Origin of the sequence: Veillonella sp., from assembly GCF_015058545.1 — a bacterium.
Taxonomy (GTDB): domain Bacteria; phylum Bacillota; class Negativicutes; order Veillonellales; family Veillonellaceae; genus Veillonella_A.
Genome location: NZ_SVCB01000034.1, coordinates 1 through 24,399, shown reverse-complemented (window position 1 = coordinate 24,399; position 24,399 = coordinate 1). Strand labels below are relative to the sequence as shown.

The window sequence follows — 24,399 nt, the reverse complement described above, 5'->3', positions numbered from 1 at the left end:
ATAAACTTTTTATAAACTATGCGTTTTGGTAATAACTTTGTGTTAAAAAGGCAGAAATTATGGTAAAATAAAAGATAATGTGAGAAATTAACACACTCTGTAAGAGAAATATAGTTTGGTAAGTTGTAAACAAGTAAAAGGAGATATTAACAGTGGATTACCTGATTTCATTTTTGGAGACATACGGCTATGCGGCCATGTTTATTACGATGGTATTGGAAAATGCCAATGTTCCGATTCCCAGTGAGATTGTGTTGGGCTTCTCGGGGTATTTGATTGCGCAAGGCGTATTCGAGATGAATATGACTATGATTGTAGCTACGGCTGCCGGTGTGGTTGGTTCTATTTTATCCTATTGGATGGGGGAACATGGGGGCCGTCCGTTGCTTAGAAAATATGGTCGCTATATTTTCTTCAATGAACATAAATTTGAAATGGCTGAGAAAATGTTTAATAAATACGGCGGTGCGGCTGTGTTCTTTGGCCGCCTGTTGCCGGGGATTCGTACCTTTATTTCCTTCCCTGCCGGGATTGCCCGTTATCCGATGGGACGTTTTATCATCTGGACTTTACTCGGCACGATTCCTTGGACGATTTTGCTCGTATGGCTCGGCGTAAAATTAGGTGAACATTGGCAGGATTTGATTGAGTACAATCATGAATTCTTAGTTATTATGATAGTTGTTTTTGCTATCATTGCGGTCTTCTTCGGCATTCGCTATTATCGCAACAAAAAGCGCAACCAAGATATAGCCGGTGTAAATTCAGTTGACGATGATTTGAAGATTGAAACTAAAGTAGCGGCAGACCTTACGGATGAGGCAACAACCGAAATGAAAAACAATGCTGTGCAAGATAATACAACACAGCGCTAAGGAGGGATTAGATGCGACTTCATCGCTTGAGCGTCATTTGCTTCTTAATCGCCTTCGCCATGTTTGCTATCGGCAACGGCAGCTTGCCGATTACCGATCCGGTTGAGTCGAACTATGCATTGACAGCTAAAGAAATGGTCATGTCCGGCGATTGGTTATCGCCACAGATTTATCATGAATATTGGTATGATAAGCCTATAATGATTTATTGGCTTATTGCGTTAAGTTATAAAATTTTCGGGTTTTCCGATTTTGCCGCTCGTTTTCCGGCCGCTTTATTCGGAGCCTTGTCGGTAGGTTTTTTCTACCAGGTAGTGCGCAGTATTTCCGGCCGTCGTTTGGTGTCGCTGTGGAGTGCCATGATTCTCGGTTCATCCCTTGAATTCTGGGTTTTGGCGCGAGGCATCGTAACGGATATGGTGCTCTTGTGGGCGACTATCGGCACTTTGGCTTATGCCTATCGCGGGCTTACGGAGCGGCGCACCTTGTTTATGGTGTGGGCCTACCTTTTTGCGGGCATCGGCGTTTTGACAAAAGGTCCGGTGGCACTCGTATTGCCGGGAATTTTGCTCTTAGTATATGCCGCCGTAATGCGTTCGGGCCGTATGCTTCGCTACATCTTTGCATGGCAAGGTATTTTGGCCTTTTTAGTGGTAGTTATGCCTTGGTACGGCTACATGTATATGACCCATGGCCAAGATTTTATCGATGGCTTTTTGGGCCTTCATAATGTGGTGCGCGCCACTCAATCGGAGCATCCGGAAGCCAACCACTGGTGGTATTACTTGGTTATGTTCCCGTTGGCTTCATTGCCATGGACGGGCACGGTATTATACGGCATGTATTACGGTTGGCGTTTTAAACAGCCGTTCTACATTTACTCCATGATTATGGGTTGGGGCACATTAGTGTTCTATACCTTAATGGCCACTAAATACCCGACGTATACATTTATCAGCTTGGTACCGTTCAGCTTTTTAGGCGCCTTCGGGGGTGTAAAAATATTGCGCCCCGGTCGCCCTCGTAAGTTGACTTGGCTCATTATGGGGCCGGCCTTCTTCTTATGGATTGTTTTGGGCGTGGCCAGTTTTTATGTGCCGTGGGGGTTCTGGTATTTATTGTATGTACTGATTGTAGTCGGCTTTATTTTGACCGGCTTGATGTACTGGAACCGGAAACGGTATATGTTGCCGGTAGTAGTTACTTTTATGACCATGGCCATTGCCGGTCTTGTTATTCATGAAGGGGTTCAGCCGCTGGTTGAACAGCGTTCATCGGTAACTTATGCACCTATTGTGGCTCAGTATGACGGTGACATCTATTATTATGGTGAGTATAGTGCGTCGCTCGTTTATTATACGGACAAAGAAGTGACTAAAATTGAAGATGATGCGTTGCCTAATAAAAATAAGGAGCGTAGTAATGCTTGGGAAGGTAAAAACAAGATGCCTGCTCAATCAGTAGAAGCAGTGACGGAGCGTTTTCAGGCGGCTCTTAATAATGAAGAGCGCGTTTTGCAACGTATAACGAATGAAAATGGTCAGCCGACTCGCTTGCCGATGGGTAAAAACCCGACAGAACCGATGCCGATTGATAATCCGGTAGCGCTTCATGCGATGATTCTGGTGCCTGAGAAGTATCGGACTCATTTTGAAAATTCTTCGTTAGCGCCAATGGTGAAATTACTGCGAGTTGAAAATAAGACATTTATTTACGAAACGCGTTAAATTTTAAATAGTTTTCTCGGAACTTGTTAAACTCTGGGTTGTATTGCTGAATAGGCTTATGCAACTCAGGGTTTTAAATTTGTACCGGTTAGGAGGGTGTATGAAAGATTCGATTAGTCGGTTTATAGACAAACTGGCCGCGTATGAAGGCTCTGATACGGTGTTTAATCCGTGGCGTGACTACAATCCGGTTATCGATGTATCAGAGGCGGCACCGCAGTGGCGCCGGGAACAATTGGAAGCGTATTTAAGAGCACGCGTACAACAATGTCACTATCTTATTGTGGCTGAGGCCGTGGGGTATCAGGGAGGACGCTTTTCCGGTATTGCCATTACTTGTGAGCGCATGCTCCTTGGTTTTCATAATGAAGTGAAGCCCGTTATGGTTTTGCCGGACGGTCTGGGCAAACGCACGAGTAGTGCCGACAGCCCCTTACCGCTCAATAATAAACAACGCTCGGAAGGGTTTAACGAACCGACGGATACGGTCGTGTGGTCGGCTCTTTTGGAAAATAATATTTCTACTTATGAGGCTATATTGTGGAATATTTTTCCTTTTCATCCCCATGTAGCCAATGAGCCTTTGACGAATCGCACGCCTACGGAGACAGAAATTGTTGTCGGCGGTCAGTTTACGGAGGACTTAATGGCCTTGCTTGAGGAGTTCAATGGTGGCAGGCCGATTATTTGTGCCGTAGGGCGCAAGTCGGCGGATATTTTGGCGCGCCAAGGTATTGTTGCCCATGCCTTACGTCATCCCGCCAACGGCGGTGCCAAGCAGTATCGTGAGCAGTTCAAGGCAGTGATTGAGCGTTAATGACAGTGTGTAAAGACGGATGACGTGGGCATAAAATGAGTGTAATCGTCAGTTAGTATACGCAAAAGACATGGAATAAAAAAGTTTTATATATAGAGAACCTTCGATTAATTTGTCGGGGGTTCTTTTCGTTTTATATGACTTATGGTATACTATTCGTAAGATATTTGTTCGGCTTTGGGTTAATATAATGTGCAAAGAGTCATAATTCGGCTCTTTTTTCAGGTACACAATATGTGTAATCGTTGCGTTTTTTCACATTTTACCCTTTAACTTTACAGAAGCAGTATGCAGACGAAGAGGCGTGTCTTACAAAGAACGGTCCTTGCTTTTGTGTTGCATCCATACGCTTATGTGATGACAAGTTAATAATGAACGAGTGAATCTTTTTACGTACATCCTACCAAGGAATCGGAGCATAGGTATACTCCGCGACGGACGTACATGATTAAGGTATATATTTAAGGAAATATAAAATTTAGGAGGAGTAATACATATATGTTAAAAGAATTATTGAATCAATTAACGGGCCAAAGCAATAATGCTGCTAATGAGCCTAAACCGGCGGTTGAGAAAAAAGCACCGGTAGCTAAAAATGTGGTAGCCACTGAAACGGCCGGTGCCGATCAAGCACAACAGGGCGGCGAAACAACTCGTCGCACTACACGTCGCACCAATAGTAATCGCAATAGCGGTGAAACTCGTCGTCCCGGCACGCGACGTACAACGAATGCGTCCGGCGAAGGTACTAAACAGTCCGCACCGCGTCGTAAGAGTACAAATTCCGCCAATGCTGCGGCTAATGCGGAAGGTACAACTAAACCGGCTCGTACCAACAACCGTACGAATAATCGTACCAACTCTACACGTTATAACAATCGCAATGAAAAAAATACAGGCGAACGCGCCAATACTAACGGTCGTCACACATCCCACAGCAATGGTGATGTAAAGGCGGATAACCAGCATCATGCTAATAAAAAAGATAAGCTCATGATTATTCCGTTGGGCGGTCTTGGTGAAATCGGTAAGAACATGACCGTATTCCAATACGGCGATGACATTATCGTATTGGATGCGGGCCTCGCTTTCCCTGAAAACGATATGCCGGGCGTTGACATTGTCATCCCTGACATGAGTTATTTAATTGAAAATCAAGATAAAGTACGTGCCGTAGTTATCACTCACGGTCACGAAGACCATATCGGTTCCTTGGCGTACCTCTTGAAAGAAATCAACGTGCCCGTATATGCTACAAACCTTGTTTGCGGTTTAATCGAAGGCAAATTGAAAGAAAATAAAGTGGGCGGCGTAAAATTGAATGTCGTTAAAGCGGGCGATGAAATTCGCGTAGGCTCTTTCAAGGTAGGCTTCATCCAGACGAACCACTCTATTCCTGATGCTTGCGCCGTTTATTTTGAAACGCCGGTAGGTACTGTTGTTCACACCGGTGACTTCAAAGTAGACCAGACGCCGGTAGACGGTAAATTGATGGACGTTCATAAATTTGCCGAACTTGGTAACAAAGGCGTATTAGCCTTGATGTCCGACTCCACGAATGTGGAAAAACCGGGCTTTACCCCATCTGAAAGTACCGTAGGACCTGCTTTACTTCGTGCTGTAGGGGAAGCTCGCGGCCGTGTAGTACTCGCTACGTTCGCGTCCAACGTATCTCGTTTGCAGCAGGCTGTTGATGCGGCTGTGGCCTTCAAACGTAAAGTTATCGTATTGGGTCGCAGTATGGTAAATGTAACTGAAATCGCACAGGAACGGGGTTACTTGAATATTCCGGAAGGAACTTTGATTGATGTTGATGAAATGGGTCGTTATCGCGATGACGAAATCATGATTTTGACAACCGGCAGCCAAGGGGAACCTATGGCGGGCTTATCGCGTATGGCAACCAATAACCATCGTACTATCGAAATTACGCCGAATGATACGATTATTATCTCCGCTACGCCGATTCCGGGCAATGAAGCAGCGGTTGGTCGTACTATCGACAACTTATTGCGCTTAGGGGCGGATGTAATTTACGGTCGTGACCGCGGCATTCACGTATCCGGTCATGGTAGCCAGGAAGATTTGAAAACCATGCTCAACTTGGTTCGCCCTAAATTCTTCATTCCGGTACATGGTGAGTATCGCATGTTGAAAAAACATGGTGAACTCGCTGTGTCCATGGGCATTGTGAAACCAAATCACGTACTCGTTGGCGACAATGGACAGATCTTCGAATTCACCAGCCGTACGGGCCGCAAAGGTGGTCATGTTACAGCCGGCAAGGTATTCGTTGACGGCCTCGGTGTCGGCGACGTTGGCAATATCGTAATTCGCGATCGTCAGCAATTGGCGCAGGAAGGTATGGTTATCGTAGTTATGGCTATGGACCGTGCCAGCGGCCAGATTGTAGCCGGTCCTGATATTGTATCCCGCGGTTTCGTGTATGTTCGTGATGCAGAAGATCTTATGAACGAAGCGCAAAAACGCATTGAACAAGTTATTGAAAAATGCGAAGCCAGTCAGATGAAAGACTGGGCTACCATTAAGTCGCAAGTACGCGATACATTGGGTAAATTCTTATACGAAAAGACCCGTCGTCGTCCGATGATTTTACCAATCATCCAAGACGTATAAGACATTGACGTCTTAACGACTGTGAGCTATGGGTGTCTTCAAGGGTATGCTTAAACGGTACAAGGCCCTCCTATATAGGTCGTAATTTGTGATTTTGTGGTTAATGATATTCAAAAACAATACAAAATGTTATAATAGGCGTATGACCTCGGTCATACGTCTATTTTGTCAGGAGTAATTTATGAGATATACAGATACGCGAGCCGTAGTGGAAACAGGATTTTTGACGGCTCTTATTATGGTATTTACCTTTGTTGGCGTAACGGTACCGTTTATGGGGTTCCTTGCTTCCATCTTGATGCCCGCCGTACTTGTAGTATTGGGCGCTCGTCATGGGGTTCGTTGGAGTATTTTGGCGACCGTTACCATGGGGCTCGTCATGTCGGTTGTGCTGACACCGCTGGGGGCTCTCATGCAGGTCATGACTTCCGGTATTCCCGGTATCGTCTTGGCCTATGGCTATATTCATCGCTGGTCGACAAGCCGCCTCTTGGTATTGCCGGCCGTAACAATGATGATTACCATCGGCATACAGCTTATGATTGCGCAATATGTGATGCAAATGGATATTGTGACGATGTGGCAGAATTTTCAGCAGGAAGCGCTGACCGAAATGGAAGCCGCTTATCGTGAACAAGGACTCATGGATGAACAAGTGACCGCCATGATGACCAGTGTGCAGGCCATGCTTAAGCAAATGGCCTATGTGCTTTTGGCCGCCCTATTTATGTCGTCCGTAGTTATTAGCTACTTCATTTGCGCCGTAGCGAATATTATCATGCGCCGCACCGGTGGTGAAGGCGTAACCTTACCGCCCCTTGAAGAGTGGCGGGTACCGCAGTGGACCTTATATATGTTTGCTCTCGGCGTATTGTTGACGTATTGGGGCAACGAACTGCAATCGGAAGCCATCAATATCGTGGCTTATAATATGTACGCGTTGGGATCGTACATGTTGGTGCTGCAAGGCGTCGGTTGTTTGTGGACTATTTTTAAAAGCTATGGATTGTCAAACGGCATCCGTTTAGTTTTGATATTTATTACTTTGTTAATGCAATTCGCCACGATGTGGATTGGCATTTTAGATTTAATTTTAAATTTACGTCGTCGTCTGTCGAGACGAAGCGGCGATGAGTAAAGAGAAAAAGTAGGGAGCGATCTTATGAATGGGAATGAAGGTTTTTTTGGAGCCTTTGAGAAAACCGCCTTCGTTGTTATCATCGTTTTACTATTAGTGATTGCCTGGCTTAACTGGCAGATGGCGCTATTTGGCCTTTTGTTTGTCGTTGTGGCCTATTTATACAGCAGCCGAGCGGTGTGTAAACAGCGACAGCAACGGTATGAGCAATTTAATACGATTGCGAAGGGGATTACCCAAGCGTCGAATTTTGCCTTGCAGAACTTGCCGACAGCAATCGTTATTATTGACAGTAAGGCTCGTGTTTGCTGGTATAATAGCGTGTTCCGTGATTGGATGCCGCAAGATCCGGATAAAACACAACGCCTTAACGGTTTTATTCCGAGTTTGCGCCTCGATAAAATCTGGGGGAAGTCCGGCTATTTTAATGAAAAAATTGAAAATAAATACTATCGTGTTATCTATAAATTCATTGATGGCACGGATTATAAAGGGGCGCCCGACTCCGAAGTGGAATCGTATATGGCGTTCTACTTTGACGATGTAACCGAATCGGAACAATTGCGCCATGAAGCGGAAGCGATGGCACCGGTATTCGGGTTCCTCATGATGGATAACATCGAAGATGTGACGAAAGGTCTCAGTGACGTTGAGTATACTAATCTTTGGGCGGAAATTAATAACGCCATCGTAGAAGAAATTGACCGCTATGACGGTTTTGTCCGTAACTATGCGGATGATTCCTATATCTTCTGCATTTCTAAAAAAGCGTTAATGAATATGATTGAACAAAACTTCCCGCTTTTGGCGAAGGTTCATAATATTCCGACCAGCCGTCGTATTCCGGCGACTATCAGTATCGGCATTGCAGCCGGTGCGGCTACGATTAAAGAACAATCGGAACGAGCCCGTTCCGGTCTCGAATTAGCTCTTGGGCGCGGCGGCGACCAAGCCAGCGTATATATCGGCGAAGAATTGAAATTCTATGGCGGTAAAACGCAAGGCGCTGAAAAGAATACCCGTGTCCGTGCCCGCGTGGTAGCCCAAGCGATTAAAGAACTCATGGATGATGCGGATAATGTTATTGTCATGGGCCATGAGCGTGAGGATTATGACAGTATCGGCGGTGCCATCGGCGTAGCCGCTATGGCCAGAGCGGCCGGTAAATCCGTTCACGTAGCGGTAAGCGATCAGACTGTGGCGATTAAGAAATTGTCTGATTTATTCCCTACCGAACCGGGTTTTGAAAGTCTGTTAATTACGCCTCAAGCGGCTGAAGATTTTGTAACCGATACAACCCTCGTATTTGTAGTGGACGTGCATCGACCGGATATGGTAGCGGCGCCAAAAGCCTTACAGAAGGCTAAACGTCGCGTTGTTATCGACCATCACCGTCGTGCCTCCGACTTTATTGAAAAACCACTCTTAACTTATTTGGAACCGGCTTCGTCGTCCACCAGTGAGCTGGTAACCGAATTAATTCAGTATTTCGTAGACCCGATTTCATTGAATGTGGTGGAAGCGAGTGCCTTATATGCCGGTATCGTAGTGGATACGAAGAACTTTGTAGTACAAACGGGATCGCGTACCTTTGATGCGGCGTCTTTCTTGCGCCGTTCCGGTGCGGATTTATCCATTGTGCGCCATCTGTTTATGGAAAGTTTTGACAGCATCCAATTGCGTGCCAAAATGTTGGCCGATGCGGAACGTTTTGACGGTATGGCTATCACTACTTGTCCGGCAGGCATTCAGAATGCATCTATTTTGTCGGCTCAGACGGCGGATAAGCTTATCACCATTGAAGGTATTGAAGCCAGCTATGTGCTCTATACTTTGTTGGATGGCGGTATCGGCGTAAGTGCCCGTTCACAGGGAAATATGAATATTCAACTTGTTATGGAAGCCTTGGGCGGTGGCGGTCATCGTACCGTAGCCGGCGCTCAGCTATATGATATGACCATGGAAGAAGCTGTGGAAGCTGTTAAAAGTGTGGCTAAAGGCCAGCTTGCTTCTATGAAGAAGGAGGAAAAAGCAGAATGAAAGTAATTTTATTGGAAGATGTAAAAAAAGTAGGTAAAAAAGGTGAAATCATTGAGGTTAGCGAAGGTTACGGCCGCAATGTGTTAATTAAAAAAGGCCAGGCTTTGGAAGGTACGCCGGCCAACTTGAATAATGCTAAACAACAACAAGCTTCGGCAGCTCATAAGAAACAGGTAAATGCTGATGAAGCTAAGATCTTGGCGAGCCAGTTGGCTAAAGTAGAAGTACGCATTCCGGTAAAAATGGGGGATGCAGGCCGTGTATTCGGTTCCGTTACGGGTAAAGATATTTCCGATGCTTTGGCGGCTCAATTCGACGTAGCGGTTGATAAAAAGAAAATTGAACTCAAAGAACCGCTCAAAACCTTGGGCGTTCATGATGTGTTGATTCGCGTACACCCTGAAATTACGACCACGATTAAAGTTGAATTAGTGGAGGCATAATATGGCGGAAGCGCGCATTCCGCCCCATAGTATTGAGGCGGAGAAGGCTGTTCTCGGTGCTCTTTTGACCGAGGATGATATCTATGATTCCGTCAGTAGTATTGTAGGCCGCAATGATTTTTATCGCGATGCGCACCGTATTATCTATGAAGCCATTGAAAATATTACCCGTCGTGGTAATCGTCGCGTCGATATGGTTCTTTTGACCGAAGAATTGACGCGCATGAAAAAGATGGATGAAGTGGGCGGAATTAACTATATAGCAGAACTCACCAATGACTCTATGGCGGCTTTTAATGTAGAAGAACATGCTCGTATTGTGTCCGAGAAGGCTACCCTGCGTCGTCTTATTGATGCGGGTAATCGCATTGTGGGCGAAAGTTATGATGACTCCAAACCGGTACCGGATATTTTAAATGATGCGGAAAGCGGCATTCTGAATGTAACCGGGGCGGTGAAGGCGGAAACTTCGTTTGTCAGCCTTGGTGACGTAATGACCAACGTTATGAAACGAATCGGTGAATTACAGAACTATGGTGACAGCTTGACCGGTATTTCCACGGGCTTCAAAGACTTGGACAAGATAACTAACGGCTTGCAGCGCTCTGACTTAATCCTTGTGGCCGCTCGCCCGTCCATGGGTAAAACGGCGTTTACTTTGAACTTGGCTTATAATGTGGCTGTAAAAGGTAAAGGCTCGGTTGCCTTTTTCTCCCTTGAAATGTCCGCGGAACAATTGGTAGGACGTATTTTGTCTTCCGCTACGGAAGTGCCTTCGGACCGCTTACGTACAGGGCGCCTCTTACAGGAAGATTGGCCGAAACTTATCGGGCAATTGGAGCAACTTGGTGAATCCAAGTTATATATTGATGATACGCCGGGTCTTACGGTTCAAATGATGCGCTCCAAACTGCGTCGTTTGAAAGTGGAACAGGGTTTGGATCTTATTATCGTCGATTATGTACAGCTCATGACGGGGCGCAATGGCGGTAATAGCGATAACCGTCAGCAGGAAATTTCGGAAATTTCCCGAAACCTTAAATTGATAGCCCGTGAAATGGACGTACCTTTGATTGCTTTGTCACAGCTTAGCCGCGGCGTGGAATCGCGTACCGATAAACGGCCGGTTTTGAGTGACCTTCGTGAATCGGGGTCATTGGAACAGGATGCGGACATTGTAGTCTTTTTATATCGTGACAAATATTACAGTAAAGATGAAAATCAGGAAGATGTAACGGAAGTTATTATTCGTAAACATCGTAACGGCGCATTGGGCACGGTTAATCTCTTATTCCAAGGGGAATTCACCAGATTCCGCGATATTACTATGCGTACGGATGAGATGTAGGGGAGGTTTTTATGAAACGCTGGGGACGAACTGTATTGGCGGCGGCTATTGGCTTAACTTTGGCCGGCGGTAGCGGTTTTACCGGACTGTCAGGCTTTAGAGCGGAGGCAGCCGGTGTGTTTGATGTATTGTTGGGCGGTACATTGGCCATGGTAACAGTGAATACGGAATTATCTCGTATCGATGATACCGATGACGGTCAGCAGCAAATGCTCGAAGAACGTCAGAAAAATACCGGATATTATAATAACTATGCCTATCAGGATCGAGCTAAGCGGATTTTTGAAAGTCTAACCGATACGCCTGATGTAAAGCGGACGTATGTGGTCTATGTAACACCGGAAGAAGATGCCAATGCGGCTATGAGTCTCGGCCGTGTTATGTCTATCAATAAAGGCCTCATGGATATGATGGATGATGCTGCTATTGCGTCCGTTGTGGGCCATGAAATCGGTCATGGTGAAAACAAGGATGCTATTCGCGGCATTCGCAAAAGTGTAGCCTTGCAGACGGCAGTTGGCGCGGCTACGGCGAATGCGGGCGGTCTTAGCGTGCTCCTCGGCAATGTGGCCGGTAACTATGTTAACCAGCAGGTATTCAGCGTAAGCCAAGAAAAAGCGGCCGATGAATGGGGCTTTAAACTATTGGCCGACGCCGGTTATAATGTGGGAGCTGCGGCTGTGGCCATGGCGGTGCTGCGCGATAAATACGGCGACTTGTACACCGATGGATTGGGGCAAATTGTCAATCCGAATAACCATCCGAAGATGAGTCAACGTATTCTCGATCATTTGAAACGCATTGAGGACTACTCCGGGAAACATGTAAGCGTTACGGATGATGTAGTCTATGTTAATAAAAAGCCGGTGTATACCGGCGAGGCCAGCGGGCAATATACGGGCGCCATGCGCGCGTATTTGGTAGCCGGCAAATTGGCTAGATACTATCATGATAATAATGTGGGAACCCCGGTTGCTCAGGGTAATCAAGTCATGATGAACGGCACTTCTTTGGTAACGTTAAGTTCTGCCGACAAAGCGTTGATCATGGAGCAGGATTTAAAAGCAGCTATTGACTCTAAGAGCAGCAAAAAGGTAAAAGCCGACGATAAGTCAAAAGCAGATAAGAAAGACAAGAAAGATAAAGTTAAGGCTGATACTAAAGTAAAAACCGACAATACAGCCGCTTCGAAAGCAAACATTGAATAGTATTAATTAATCTTCTAACCGGAACGCCTGTTAAGCGAATGCTTTGACAGGCGTTTTTTTATGCAATAAAGTGCAATAATACACTAAAAAATTTCCCGGGAATCATGAGAAATGCCTTAAAATAGAGTTTTAGGTTTTGACGAAAAACATGAAAATGTTTGATTTATACGTTTTGTAGTAGACAAATATAGTAATAAAACAGAAAAATTACATAAAAAATAGCGCAAAATTTTAAAAAATTCATCGTTCCTATTATCAAAACGCATTCATGGATAAAGCTAGTGATAACTAGCAGTTATCGCCTCTCATACCGTCAATTATTCGTCAAAAATGCCTTTTCTATGCAGATTTAGTAATGGTTTTTGGACGTTTTTAGGGCTTCGGAGTATTCAACAATCAAAAAACCTGTGCTATAATGAACTTGTCTTTAAAAGGAAATAAGCAATTTGAGAAGGGGACCAAAAAACGTCAGTAATTAGGATTAAGGATTTCTTGAAGAGCTTGTTCCAGGTATATGTTTTCGGAAAAGAGGATTAGACAAATGGGAAACGTAGTAAAATTTAAGTATGAACAACTTGACCAACTTTTATTAGATGCTTTCATGAAATTTGGTTTCTCCGAAAAAGATTCTAAAATTATTCGTGACGTATTGTTGATGTCCGATATGTACGGCATCCAGAGTCATGGTATGCAGCGTCTTGTTCGTTACCACAAAGGTATCGAAAAAGGTACAATCAAAGTTGACGCTCAACCTGAAGTTGTTTTCGAAACTCCAGTATCCGCAGTTATCGACGGTCATGACGGCATGGGCCAATTGATTGGTCACTATGCAATGGAATTAGCTATTAAAAAAGCTAAAGAATCCGGTGTAGGTATCGTATCTGCACGTAACTCCAACCACTACGGTATTGCCGGTTACTACGCTAACATGGCAGTAGAAGAAGGCTTAATCGGCTTCTCCTGCACTAACTCCGAAGCTATCATGGTTCCTACTTATGCTCGTAAAGCTATGTTGGGTTCCAACCCACAAGCTTGGGCAGCTCCTGCTGAACCTTACAACTTCTTCTTCGATGCTTCTACTACAGTAGTAACTCGTGGTAAATTGGAAATGTACAATAAATTAGGTAAACAATTACCTGATGGCTGGGCATTGAATAAAGATGGTAACCCTTCCACTGACGCAGCTGATGTATTGAAAAACATCTCCGCTCATGTAGGCGGCGGTATCATGCCACTTGGTGGTAACACTGAACAATTAGGTTCCCATAAAGGTTATGGTAACGGTATGGTTGTTGAATTGTTCGCAGCTATTCTTTCCATGGGCGGCACTTCCAACCACTGCATGAAAGACGGCAAATCCAACATTTGCCACGGCTTCATGGCTATTAACCCTGCATTCTTCGGTGATGCTGACGCTATCAAAAAACATTTCTCCACTTTCTTGACTGAACTTCGTGAAGCTCCTAAAGCTGAAGGTGAAGCACGTATTTACACTCATGGTGAAAAAGAAGTTGAAGCAGTTAAAGACCGTGAAGAAAACGGTATCCCTGTAATCGACAAAACTATGACTGAAGTTTATGAACTTTGCCAGTACTTAGGTCTTGACTTCAGCAAATACTTCGGCGACTACAAACCACCTGTAGCTGGCGATATGTTCACCGGTAACTATTAATAGGCGGCCGTAAGGTCCTGTTAATACGAGTCGCTTGACTCTCAGTAAATAATGCACCTAGCACATATAGCGCAATGAAGATATTGTGCAGTTTAATAGGAAGGGCAGAGCCTATTAAGCAGTAAGAAGAAGAGCAGCTCGCACGGAAACGTGCGGGCTGTTTTTTGTTGAATCATCACTTAAAAGCATGCCTACCGGTGATATATGCAACAACCGAACCAATATCAGGGGTTTACAATAATGAGTAGATACATTAAAATAAAACCTTAGCTTGAGATTATAGTGTAAAATTATAATTTGAGGTAAAAAGATTAATTTGAAAAGGAGAGAGCTTTATGAGTAAACGAGAAATCAATGCCGTATGCCCGTATGACTGCCCCGATGCGTGTGGTTTGGTATTAACGGTAGAGAATGATAAAGTCATAAGCGTAAAGGGCAATCCGAATCATGCGTTTACACGCGGTACTTTATGCCCTAAAATGGTGCATTATGAAGACACGATTCACTCGCCGGAACGCTTGCGGACACCGTTAAAACGTATCGGGCCGAAAGGCAGCGGTGAGTTTGAACCTATTACTTGGGATGAAGCGGTTGCAACGATTGCCGTTCGTTTTAAGGATAGTCTTGAAAAATACGGTGGCCGGAGTATCATGCCTTATTCCTATGCAGGAACTATGGGGCTTATTCAAAAAGCCGCTGCTTTTCCGCTCTTTGCCCGTCTGGGGGCAGTGCGACATAATCGGGGGATATGCTCGCCGGCCAAAACATACGGGTGGAATATGGTTATGGGTGATACCTTCGGTACGCGGCCACAGGAAATGAGTCACAGCGATTTTGTTATCCTTTGGAGTTTGAATGCACTGGCAACCGAAATCCATATCATGCACGATGTGAAGGCAGCAAAAGCACGGGGCGCCAAAGTATGGGTCATTGATATTTATAAAACCACCACTTGTGCCCAAGCTGATGAAGTAGTCATTACCAAACCGGGCACAGACGGCGCTTTGGCGTTGGGAATTTTACATATTTTAGAGCGAGATAACTTGGTAAATCGTCGGTTTATAGCCAAAAATGTTATTGGTTATGATGAACTAGTTAAAGAATCAATACCTGAATATACACCTGAAAAGGTATCCGCCATTACCGGCGTACCGATTGCACAAATCGAAGCGTTGGCGCATGCTTACGGCAAGGCGAACGCACCATTTATTCGCCTGGGTAGCGGTTTGTCCCGCTATGGTAATGGCGCGGCAACCGTGCGGGCTATTACTTGCTTACCGGCTGTAGTCGGTGCGTATGAGAAAACGGGTGGCGGACTTTTGAGCGATGCTAAAGGCAGTTTTTACGTAAATGACAAAATCATGTCCTGGGATGTTCATGCCGGCAAGGTTGTGCCTATGATACCGATGGTAAAATTAGGCGAAATATTGACTCAACAAGAAGATCCGATTCGCTGCCTATATATCTATTCGTCCAACCCGGCGATTACGGCGCCGGATCAGAATTTGGTGCGCCGAGGGCTTGCTCGTGAAGATTTATTTACGGTCGTGCATGAACGCTTTTTGACTGACACAGCCAAATATGCAGATATCGTGTTGCCGGCCACATCTTCCGTAGAAGCGGATGATATTTATAATTCCTACGGTCATTACACCAGCGCCGTCGGTTATAAAGCGATTGAACCGGTCGGTGAAAGTAAGTCGAACTGGGACACGATTCGCCAAATCGCTAAAGCAATGGGGATTACGGATTCGTTTTTTGACAAAACAGCGTTAGATTTAATTCACGATACGATTGACGGGGCCGTTAATGTACCGGCAGAATTGAAAGAGAAATTACTGCAAGGCGAACCGGTGGAAATGCCGGTGCCAAGCAATTACAAAATGAACTTCAAAACAGCATCCGGTAAGATTGAGATTTTAAATCCTATACTGGCTGAGCCGCTGCCGCGCTATGTGGCGTCGCACAGTGATACGGTGGCAAAAGGCGAGTTCGCCCTTATTAATGCGCCGGATTTACGAATCCTTGATTCGTCGTTTAATGAACGCGTGTTTGATACGTCGAAACCGATGATGGGGGCGTGGCTTAATCCGCTGGATGCGGAAGAACTCGGCGTAGTTGAAGGCGATTTGGTACGCCTTCATAATGAGCAAGGGACCTTGCAGATGCCGGTATATCTGGATGAAGGGGTTAGCCCGAAAACCGTTGTTTCTTATGGTGTTTGGTGGCAGCGCTATTCTTCAGATCCTCGAAACAGCATTAATGCATTAACCTCATCGAGGCTGACTGATTATGCAGAAGGAAGTACTTTTTATGATGTAAAAGTGGATATTACGCCGCTATAGGATGAAATTGTCTCCATTTACAAAATAAAATGATAAGTTTTTGGGAGTTGACTGAGAATTGTCAACTTTATGATAAAATGATGATTACACATATTATTCAGTTAAAATGGGCGTTCCCGGGAATTTAGGATTCGGCTTTTTTGATAAGCGTATGATATTTGATATAAATTTATGCGAAAAAGTAATAAATAAACCGGAAAAAATTTTTAAAATACATTTGTACAATATGTAAAAACGTTGTATAATCTATTGCAAACCTATTTTAATTGAGAGAGGATGGGGACTTATGAATACTGAAAATGTAAAGTTGAGTAATCGAGCTTATATAGCTATAGGCTTGATGTTGTTCGCACTGTTTTTTGGTGCGGGCAATCTGATTTTCCCGGCGTCATTGGGACAACAGGCCGGGGTTAATGTGTGGTGGGCTGTCTTAGGCTTCATTGTGACAGGCGTAGGCTTGCCACTCCTCGGTGTTATGGCTATGGGTTATTCCGGTGCTAAAGACTTACAGGCATTGGCCGGCCGAGTTCATCCGTTATATGGATTTCTTTTCACGGTATTATTATATTTAACTATCGGACCTGCCTTCGCTATTCCGCGTACCGGCACCGTATCTTATGAAATTGCTGTTCGCCCGTTCTTAGCCGGCGGCGGTAATGATATGTCACAGACGATTTTCTTGGTAGTATTCTTCGTAATATCTCTTTGGTTATCTATTAACCCTGCCAAATTGGTAGACCGTATCGGTAAAGTGTTGACACCATTATTGTTAATCAGTATCTGTGCTTTAATCGTAAAATCTTTGGTTACACCAATGGGTTCTTATATGAATCCGACCGAATCCTATGCTACTGCCGGTGTTGCCGTTGTTCAAGGTATCCTTGACGGCTATAACACAATGGATGCGTTGGCTTCCTTGGTATTTGCTATTCTTGTTATCGACTTTGTAAAATTGTCCGGTGCCCAAACGAAAGAAGAAGTAACCAGTGCTACTTTTAAAGCGGGCATCATCGCCGTTGCTTGCCTTGGTTTCGTATACGTATTCGTAGCTAATTTGGGGGCTACCAGCGTACAGCAACTCGGCATTTTGGAAACAGGTGCGCCTGTATTGGCTGAAAGTGCTAAATACCTCTTCGGTGGTATCGGTGCTTTAATCTTGGCTGTTATCGTATTGTTGGCATGTTTGACGACTAGTATCGGTTTGATCACATCTTGTGCTAAATATTTCCAGCGTGTATTCCCGGTTATCGGTTATAAATCCTATGCCGTAATTTTTACCGTTGTATCTTTCTTCATCGGTATGTATGGTTTGAAAACCATCATCGTAGCTGCTATTCCGGTATTGATGTTCTTATATCCGTTGACCATTGCCATCATCGCATTGGCATTCTTGAATAATACATTCCAAGGTCGTCAATGTGTATATGTATGGACTATCGGTTTGACCTGTGTAGCTGCTTTCGTAAGTGGTGCTGAAACAGCCGGTGTAAGCCTTGGTGCGTTCGGCGAATGGTTCGCTAACTATGTACCGTTCCATAACGTAGGTATGGGCTGGATTCCGTTCACTGTAGTAGGTTTGGTGGTAGGCTATATCAATAAAGCTTTGGTATCCAAATCTGCCGTTAACGGTGAAGAAAAAACTGCATAATCATTGAATAATGCATCAGTCATTGTTTAGAAATAACAACAAAAGGCAGTCCTTGGGGGGCTGCCTTTTTTGTGTGCCCGTAATTTTTGCAGGGAAAATCAATCGTTTTGGTTATCTTTGTAAATAGTGTATAATAGTTAGGTAAAGCCCGGGTAATATGCTGTTAAAAACTTGATAGTATGTCATGTAATTTGTGTGATATGGAGTATCAAAGTGTTAATGGCCGGAGCCGGGCAAGTAGCGTAAGTAGTATAGGAGGAATTTTGTGATTTCGTTGCGTAGGAAGCCGTTGGCTGATTTAACTGCAGCGGCGGCGGAGAAAAAATTAACCAAAGCATTGAGTGCTTTGGATGTTACCCTATTAGGTTTAGGCGTTATTATCGGGACGGGGATTTTCGTACTTACCGGTATCGGAGCCGCTAATTATGCCGGGCCGGGCCTTATGTTATCATTCGTATTGGCGGCCATTACTTGTGCCTTTGTATGTTTGGCCTATGCGGAATTGGTAGCCATGTTACCGGTGTCCGGCAGTGCGTATACATATACTTATGCGTCACTGGGCGAATTCTTCGGTTGGTGGGTCGGCTGGGGCTTGGTGCTTGAATACTCGGTCGGAGCCAGTGCGGTAGCCGGCGGCTGGTCGGCATATCTCGTGGGCATCTTGCATGCAGCAGGCATCGACTTGCCGAAGGATTTAACGGCGGTTCCCTATGAAGGGGGCATTGTGAATTTGCCGGCCATGTTGGTAGTGCTGTTCGTTACAGGGCTCTTGGTTCTGGGGATTCGTGAAAGTGCGCGAGTTAATCGCATACTGGTTTTAATCAAAGTGGGTACGATTTTCTTGTTCCTTTTCTTGGCGGCCCCTCATGTGGACCCGATTAATTGGGAGCCGTTTTTACCATACGGTTGGCAAGGCGTCGCAGCCGGTACGGGCATTTTATTCTTCGCTTATTTGGGCGTTGACTCCATTGCGACGGCGGCGGAAGAAACAAAGAATCCTAAAGTGGATATGCCGGTGGGCATCATCGCGTCACTGCTTATCTGCACGGTTTTATATATTGCGGTCAGCATTGTCATGACCGGCGTGGTACCGTATCAACAGCTCGATACGGCGGCACCGGCGTCCTACGTACTTGAATATGTAGGCATGCGAGCAGGTTCGGCTATCGTCGGGACCGGTGCGCTTTGTGGTTTGTCCACGGTGCTCTTGGTTATGATCTATGCGCAGACCCGTGCTTTTTACGCCATGAGTCGTGACGGTTTGATTCCGCGCAGCTTATGCCGCATTCATAAAAAGTATCACACGCCTCACATCATTACGATGATTGTGGGTGTGGTGGTTTCGCTCATTGCAGGCTTCACGCCGATTCATATTGTAGCTGAAATGTGTTCGGCCGGTACCTTGTTTGCCTTCATGTGCTCGGCTCTCGGAGTTATGGTGTTACGTCGGGTATATCCGGATGTGAAACGCGATTTCCGTTGCCCTGCCGTGTACGTGGTAGCACCGCTCGCTATCATTTTCTGCCTCTTTGTGTTTTCACAATTATCGGCTCATACTATAGAGCTCTTCGTGGGCTGGAGTATTTTGGGCTTTTTGGTTTACATGGGTTACGGCCGTAAGCATAGCGTCTTGCTTAACGGTAACCGTGAAGTTGCAGAGTCGTCCCAGGAGGCTCAATAATTTAATAAAAGATTAGTTATGGTGCGCCATGAGTATGTATGCTCGTGGCGCATTTTTGCGTTGTTTATTCGATATGGATTTTTGTCTATTATTTTAAAAAAATTGAAAATTAGTACTTGCAATTTTAAAAATGAAGTGCTAATATAATAAACAACGATACAAGGTCAGTGGACAGTTGGTCGTTGGAATTTTCAGATATCGATTTAAGTTACGTGCCAAGGCACATAAAATACTGTGGAAAGGAGGACAATGTTATGTTAGGTTTAGTCGTGCTCATTATTAGCTTGCTCATTATTATTGACATTATTATCGTCATTAGCCGTGAACAAAACTTAACAGACATCGTCTTAAAAGTTTCCACAAATCATGGCCCTGAGCTCCCCTTGATGCAAGGGAAGGCAAGCTAATAAAGAGCTTGGGCCATAAACCGTATACTGTATTTCGTATATTTGTGAGAGACAAGAGAACATTTAGCCGGATATTTTTAAGACGATTCTTCGGAATCGTCTTTTTTTATTACTAACACGATATTTCAAGAAACGGCCGAACATTGAATGGCCAATCTGAAGTGACATCGTTAAATTTTATTAAGTACCAAGAGTTTAGACTACAGGCGAAGGCCTTGCAAGTTATTCGATTAGGAAAAGGAGCGAGAAACATGCGAAGTGATAATTTTTCAAAAGGGGTGGCAAGAGCACCACATCGGTCGTTACTAAAAGCGTTGGGTTTTGTGAATGAAGAAATCGGCAAACCGGTCATCGGTATCGCCAATTCGTTCAATGAAATCATCCCGGGCCATATGCACTTACGTAATTTGGTGCAGGCCGTGAAAGATGGGATTCGCGAAGCCGGTGGCATTCCCATGGAGTTCAACACTATCGGGATTTGCGATGGCACGGCCATGAATCACATCGGCATGAAGTACTCGCTGGTGACACGGCAAATCGTAGCCGACTCGATTGAAGCGACGGCCATGGCCACACCGTTTGATGGGCTCGTGTTCATTCCGAACTGCGACAAAATCGTGCCGGGCATGTTGATGGCGGCGGCCAGATTGAATCTGCCAAGTGTTTTTGTCAGCGGCGGAGCGATGCTCGCCGGGCGGCATCAAGGCAAACGGGTAGGCCTCAGCGATGTGTTCGAAGCGGTAGGCAAGGTAGAAGCGGGGCTCATGAGTGAGGCGGAATTAGCGCAGCTCGAAGATACAGCTTGTCCGACTTGCGGTTCCTGCTCCGGGATGTATACGGCGAACACCATGAACTGCCTCACCGAAGCTTTGGGCATGGCTCTTCCGGGGAACGGTACCATCCCGGCGGTATATTCCGAACGCCTTCGCTTAGCCAAACGGGCCGGCCTTCAAGTGATGGAGGTTTTGAAAGCCGATTTAAGACCGCGTGATGTGCTTACCAAGGACGCTTTTGAAAACGCTGTAGCCGTCGACATGGTGCTTGGAGGTTCGACGAACACGGCCTTACATTTACCGGCTGTAGCCCATGAAACGGGCGTAAAGTTAAGCTTGGATGATTTCAACCGACTCGCTGAAGTTACCCCGCAGTTGGCAAAATTATCGCCATCTGGTTCGTACTTCATCGAAGACTTGTACGGAGCGGGCGGTATCCCGGCCGTACTTCATCGCTTACAGGAAGCGGGCAAGCTCCATGAAGATGCCAAATCGGTAACCTTGGTTACGCAAGGAGAACTTGCCAAAGTAGCTAAAGTGCTGGATGAAGATGTAGTTCATCCTTGGTCTAAGCCGGTGTATGAAACCGGTGGTATCGCTGTTCTGAAAGGCAATTTGGCGCCGGATGGTTCGGTGGTCAAAGCCGGTGCGGTGGATCCGGAAATGCTGGTACACAGCGGTCCGGCCAGGGTATTTGATTCGGAAGAAGCGGCTTGCGAAGCCATTACATCGAATCAAATTAAGAAAGGCGATGTGGTGGTTATTCGTTACGCCGGTCCGAAAGGCGGGCCGGGGATGCCGGAAATGTTGACCCCAACATCCACGATTACCGGCATGGGCCTTGGTAAGGATGTGGCACTTATTACAGACGGACGCTTCTCGGGTGCTACCCGAGGCGCTTCCATCGGTCATATTTCACCGGAAGCGGCGGCCGGGGGGCCGTTGGCACTGGTGCAGGAAGGCGATGTGATTGACATCGACATCCCAAACCGTAGCTTGTCGGTGCGTTTGACGGAAGAAGAAATGGCAAAACGAAGAGCTGATCTAAAGCCTCATGATTCCGGTGCTACGGGTTACTTGAAAAAGTATGCTACATTCGTATCGTCGGCAGCCGAAGGAGCTATCGAAAAATATTAAGCGTTTAATAACCGGGGACGTTGTTAAACAGACGCGTTAATCGGCAAGACCTGAGAGACCTTGCCAATACCGCGAAAAGAAGAGAGAACATTTTATAAGGTGTGAGAGACCTTTTATATAGAGAAATTGAGAGAGTTTTGACTAAGACCTGAGAAACCTTAGCCATAGCGAGAAAAATCTGAGAGAGAACATTTTAAGGCGTGAGAAACCTTACATAGAGAGAAACTAAAGAGAAATGATTGAGAGAAAAAGGACGGGTACGATGTTAACACTGTATGATTTTATAGAAGCAAGAGAGCGGTTGCAGACGGTAACGGTCAAAACAAAGCTAATACATAGCACGGTATTTTCAGATGAATCGGGCAATGATGTGTATATTAAACCGGAGAATTTACAACGGACCGGCTCCTTCAAATTAAGAGGGGCGTACAACAAGATTGCTAAGCTTACGAAGGATGAAAAAGTGCGTGGCGTTATTGCTTCATCCGCCGGCAATCACGCACAAGGCGTGGCACTCGGAGCTCAGCGCTTGGGGACTAAAGCAGTTATCGTAATGCCAAAGCCAAGCCCGCTCATCAAGATTGAAGCAACCCGGCAATATGGTGCCGAAGTTGTACTGGCCGGCGAAGTATATGATGAAGCCTATGCCGAAGCGGTTCGCTTGCAAGAGGAGAACGGCTATGTGTTTGTACATCCTTTCAATGATGAAGACGTCATCGAAGGTCAGGGGACCATTGCTCTTGAAGTGCTTGAAGAATTGCCGGATGCGGATATCTTGCTGGTGCCAATCGGTGGCGGCGGCTTAGTTGCAGGCGTAGCGGCAGCGGCCAAATTAAAAAATCCGTCCATTAAAGTGGTCGGAGTCGAACCGGAAGGAGCGGCCAGTGCGGTGGCGGCGTTAAAAGCCGATAAAGCGGTGGCGCTCGACAGTGTCAGCACGATTGCTGATGGGGCGGCGGTTAAGCAGATAGGCGATGTGACCTTGAAGTATATTAAAGAATATGTGGATGAAATCGTCACTGTATCCGATTACGAATTGATGGAAGCCTTCTTGTTGCTTGCGGAAAAACATAAAATCGTCGGTGAAAATGCAGGTCTTTTATCCGTAGCGGGTCTCAAAAAACTGAAGGAAAAAGGCAAAAAGGTAGTATCTATATTAAGCGGCGGGAACATCGATGTACTGACAATCGCTTCCATGATTAATAAAGGCTTGGTATTGCGGGGGCGTATTTTTACCTTCTCCGTAAACTTACCGGATAAACCGGGCCAACTGGTAGCCGTATCGGAAATCTTGGCCGGTCAAAATGCCAATGTTATTAAATTGGAGCATAATCAGTTCAAAAACTTGGATCGTTTCCACGAAGTAGAATTACAAGTAACGGTAGAAACTAACGGTGAAGAACATATTCGCCGCATTACCGAAGAGTTTGCTAAACAGGGCTACACCATTCGCCGTATCAATACGAGCGAAATAAACGAACGTTAACAGATTTAATTATTTTAAAGAATCAGTTATGAAAAATTAGTTATACGAAACAATTAAAATAGGTTGCAGTAAATCAAAAAAGAATTAAACAGTATTAGATAAAATCTGAGAAAACGTTCGAAGTGATGGCTTGCAAAAACAAAGCAAACGATGAGAAAAAATTGAGAGAAATATTTTAGAAATCTAAAAGAAAAAGTACTGTTTTGAGAAAACAGAGAGAGGATGTGAGCGAATGGGGGACGCCATGATAAACGGGGCGCGCATCGTATTGGAAACGCTGCATCGCATGGGAGTGACCGATTTCTTCGGTTATCCCGGCGGTGCCGTTATCCCGATTTACGATGAAATCTATAAATACCCGAAGCTGAACCATTATTTTGCCCGCCACGAACAAGGGGCGGCACATGAGGCTGATGGCTATGCCAGAGCTACCGGTAAATGCGGTGTATGCCTCGCAACATCGGGGCCGGGGGCGACTAATTTGGTGACCGGTCTCATGACGGCACATATGGATTCCGTGCCGGTGCTGGCCATTACGGGTCAGGTCGGTTGTGCTTTACTCGGTAAAGATGCGTTCCAAGAGTCCGATATCGTGGGCATAACAATGCCGATTACTAAAAATAACTACCTCGTAAAATCTATTTACGATTTGCCCCGCATCTTGCGCGAAGCCTATTATATCGCGACGACGGGGCGGCCGGGGCCGGTGTTCGTAGATATTCCGAAAGACGTGCAGCTAAAAGAGATTACGCGGGACGAATTCGACAAGCTTTATGAAGAGCCCTTTGCTCTTGAAGGCTATGAGCCGAATTATAAAGGTCATCCGAAGCAGATTAAAAAAGCGGCCAAGGTTTTGAAAAATGCGAAGCGCCCGTTAATTATTGCCGGCGCCGGTGTGTTGAAAGGTCGCGCTTCGGCCGAACTTTTTGAACTGGCTGAAAAAGCTCGCATTCCGGTGACGAATACATTGCTTGGTTTGGGATCCTTTCCGGGCGATCATGAGTTATTCTTAGGGAT

General features: G+C 45.5%; 16 protein-coding genes and 1 pseudogene. All 17 read left to right on the top strand.

Annotated elements, in window-relative coordinates; translation table 11 throughout:
- Window positions 1–152 precede the first annotated feature (152 nt).
- Window positions 153–737: pseudogene (locus tag E7204_RS01960) on the top strand (DedA family protein); the annotation flags it as partial.
- Between the two features lie 149 nt (window positions 738–886).
- Window positions 887–2,602 (top strand): glycosyltransferase family 39 protein, encoded by a 1,716-nt coding sequence (locus E7204_RS01955; protein WP_295181033.1) that lies wholly within the window; start codon window positions 887–889, stop codon window positions 2,600–2,602.
- A 100-nt stretch (window positions 2,603–2,702) separates the two neighbouring features.
- Complete coding sequence (locus E7204_RS01950; RefSeq protein ID WP_295181031.1) at window positions 2,703–3,419, top strand: uracil-DNA glycosylase; 717 nt, start codon at window positions 2,703–2,705, stop codon at window positions 3,417–3,419.
- Window positions 3,420–3,917: 498 nt separating this feature from the next.
- Complete coding sequence (locus E7204_RS01945; protein WP_295181029.1) at window positions 3,918–6,056, top strand: ribonuclease J; 2,139 nt, start codon at window positions 3,918–3,920, stop codon at window positions 6,054–6,056.
- Between the two features lie 181 nt (window positions 6,057–6,237).
- A complete protein-coding gene (locus E7204_RS01940; RefSeq protein ID WP_295181027.1) occupies window positions 6,238–7,194 on the top strand; it encodes a DUF2232 domain-containing protein in 957 nt (318 codons plus the stop codon).
- Between the two features lie 24 nt (window positions 7,195–7,218).
- Entirely contained in the window at window positions 7,219–9,234 is a 2,016-nt protein-coding gene (locus E7204_RS01935) for a DHH family phosphoesterase (protein WP_295181025.1), read from the top strand.
- Window positions 9,231–9,677: a 50S ribosomal protein L9 gene (rplI, locus tag E7204_RS01930; protein WP_021842069.1), complete on the top strand. Its 447-nt coding sequence runs from the start codon at window positions 9,231–9,233 to the stop codon at window positions 9,675–9,677. The genes E7204_RS01935 and rplI overlap by 4 nt, the downstream gene beginning before the upstream one ends.
- A 1-nt stretch (window position 9,678) precedes the next feature.
- Window positions 9,679–11,025: a replicative DNA helicase gene (gene dnaB, locus E7204_RS01925; RefSeq protein ID WP_295181023.1), complete on the top strand. Its 1,347-nt coding sequence runs from the start codon at window positions 9,679–9,681 to the stop codon at window positions 11,023–11,025.
- A gap of 11 nt (window positions 11,026–11,036) precedes the next feature.
- Window positions 11,037–12,233, top strand: coding sequence for a M48 family metalloprotease (locus E7204_RS01920; RefSeq protein ID WP_295181021.1), 1,197 nt, complete (start codon window positions 11,037–11,039; stop codon window positions 12,231–12,233).
- 541 nt (window positions 12,234–12,774) lie between these two features.
- On the top strand, window positions 12,775–13,905 hold the full coding sequence (locus E7204_RS01915) for an Ldh family oxidoreductase (protein ID WP_021840102.1): 1,131 nt from the start codon (window positions 12,775–12,777) through the stop codon (window positions 13,903–13,905).
- A 335-nt stretch (window positions 13,906–14,240) separates the two neighbouring features.
- Window positions 14,241–16,250, top strand: a complete 2,010-nt coding sequence (locus E7204_RS01910; RefSeq protein WP_295181018.1) for a molybdopterin-dependent oxidoreductase — start codon at window positions 14,241–14,243, stop codon at window positions 16,248–16,250.
- Between the two features lie 286 nt (window positions 16,251–16,536).
- Window positions 16,537–17,898, top strand: coding sequence for a branched-chain amino acid transport system II carrier protein (brnQ, locus tag E7204_RS01905; protein ID WP_295181016.1), 1,362 nt, complete (start codon window positions 16,537–16,539; stop codon window positions 17,896–17,898).
- Between the two features lie 265 nt (window positions 17,899–18,163).
- Entirely contained in the window at window positions 18,164–19,579 is a 1,416-nt protein-coding gene (locus E7204_RS01900; RefSeq protein WP_295181014.1) for an amino acid permease, read from the top strand.
- 254 nt (window positions 19,580–19,833) lie between these two features.
- A complete protein-coding gene (locus E7204_RS01895; protein WP_021842240.1) occupies window positions 19,834–19,986 on the top strand; it encodes a hypothetical protein in 153 nt (50 codons plus the stop codon).
- Window positions 19,987–20,237: 251 nt separating this feature from the next.
- The gene (ilvD, locus tag E7204_RS01890) at window positions 20,238–21,896 is read left to right on the top strand and encodes a dihydroxy-acid dehydratase (protein ID WP_295181011.1); all 1,659 of its coding nucleotides are present in this window, start codon (window positions 20,238–20,240) and stop codon (window positions 21,894–21,896) included.
- 262 nt (window positions 21,897–22,158) lie between these two features.
- On the top strand, window positions 22,159–23,382 hold the full coding sequence (ilvA, locus tag E7204_RS01885) for a threonine ammonia-lyase (RefSeq protein WP_295181009.1): 1,224 nt from the start codon (window positions 22,159–22,161) through the stop codon (window positions 23,380–23,382).
- Window positions 23,383–23,614: 232 nt separating this feature from the next.
- On the top strand, window positions 23,615–24,399 hold a 785-nt coding region (locus E7204_RS01880; protein WP_295181008.1), incomplete at its 3' end, for a thiamine pyrophosphate-binding protein.

Bases quoted from the DNA above. Each gene is read 5' to 3' on its own strand.
- E7204_RS01955 (WP_295181033.1), top strand. From the start codon at position 887: ATGCGACTTCATCGCTTGAGCGTCATTTGCTTCTTAATCGCCTTCGCC.
- E7204_RS01950 (WP_295181031.1), top strand. From the start codon at position 2,703: ATGAAAGATTCGATTAGTCGGTTTATAGACAAACTGGCCGCGTATGAA.
- E7204_RS01945 (WP_295181029.1), top strand. From the start codon at position 3,918: ATGTTAAAAGAATTATTGAATCAATTAACGGGCCAAAGCAATAATGCT.
- E7204_RS01940 (WP_295181027.1), top strand. From the start codon at position 6,238: ATGAGATATACAGATACGCGAGCCGTAGTGGAAACAGGATTTTTGACG.
- E7204_RS01935 (WP_295181025.1), top strand. From the start codon at position 7,219: ATGAATGGGAATGAAGGTTTTTTTGGAGCCTTTGAGAAAACCGCCTTC.
- rplI (WP_021842069.1), top strand. From the start codon at position 9,231: ATGAAAGTAATTTTATTGGAAGATGTAAAAAAAGTAGGTAAAAAAGGT.
- dnaB (WP_295181023.1), top strand. From the start codon at position 9,679: ATGGCGGAAGCGCGCATTCCGCCCCATAGTATTGAGGCGGAGAAGGCT.
- E7204_RS01920 (WP_295181021.1), top strand. From the start codon at position 11,037: ATGAAACGCTGGGGACGAACTGTATTGGCGGCGGCTATTGGCTTAACT.
- E7204_RS01915 (WP_021840102.1), top strand. From the start codon at position 12,775: ATGGGAAACGTAGTAAAATTTAAGTATGAACAACTTGACCAACTTTTA.
- E7204_RS01910 (WP_295181018.1), top strand. From the start codon at position 14,241: ATGAGTAAACGAGAAATCAATGCCGTATGCCCGTATGACTGCCCCGAT.
- brnQ (WP_295181016.1), top strand. From the start codon at position 16,537: ATGAATACTGAAAATGTAAAGTTGAGTAATCGAGCTTATATAGCTATA.
- E7204_RS01895 (WP_021842240.1), top strand. From the start codon at position 19,834: ATGTTAGGTTTAGTCGTGCTCATTATTAGCTTGCTCATTATTATTGAC.
- ilvD (WP_295181011.1), top strand. From the start codon at position 20,238: ATGCGAAGTGATAATTTTTCAAAAGGGGTGGCAAGAGCACCACATCGG.
- ilvA (WP_295181009.1), top strand. From the start codon at position 22,159: ATGTTAACACTGTATGATTTTATAGAAGCAAGAGAGCGGTTGCAGACG.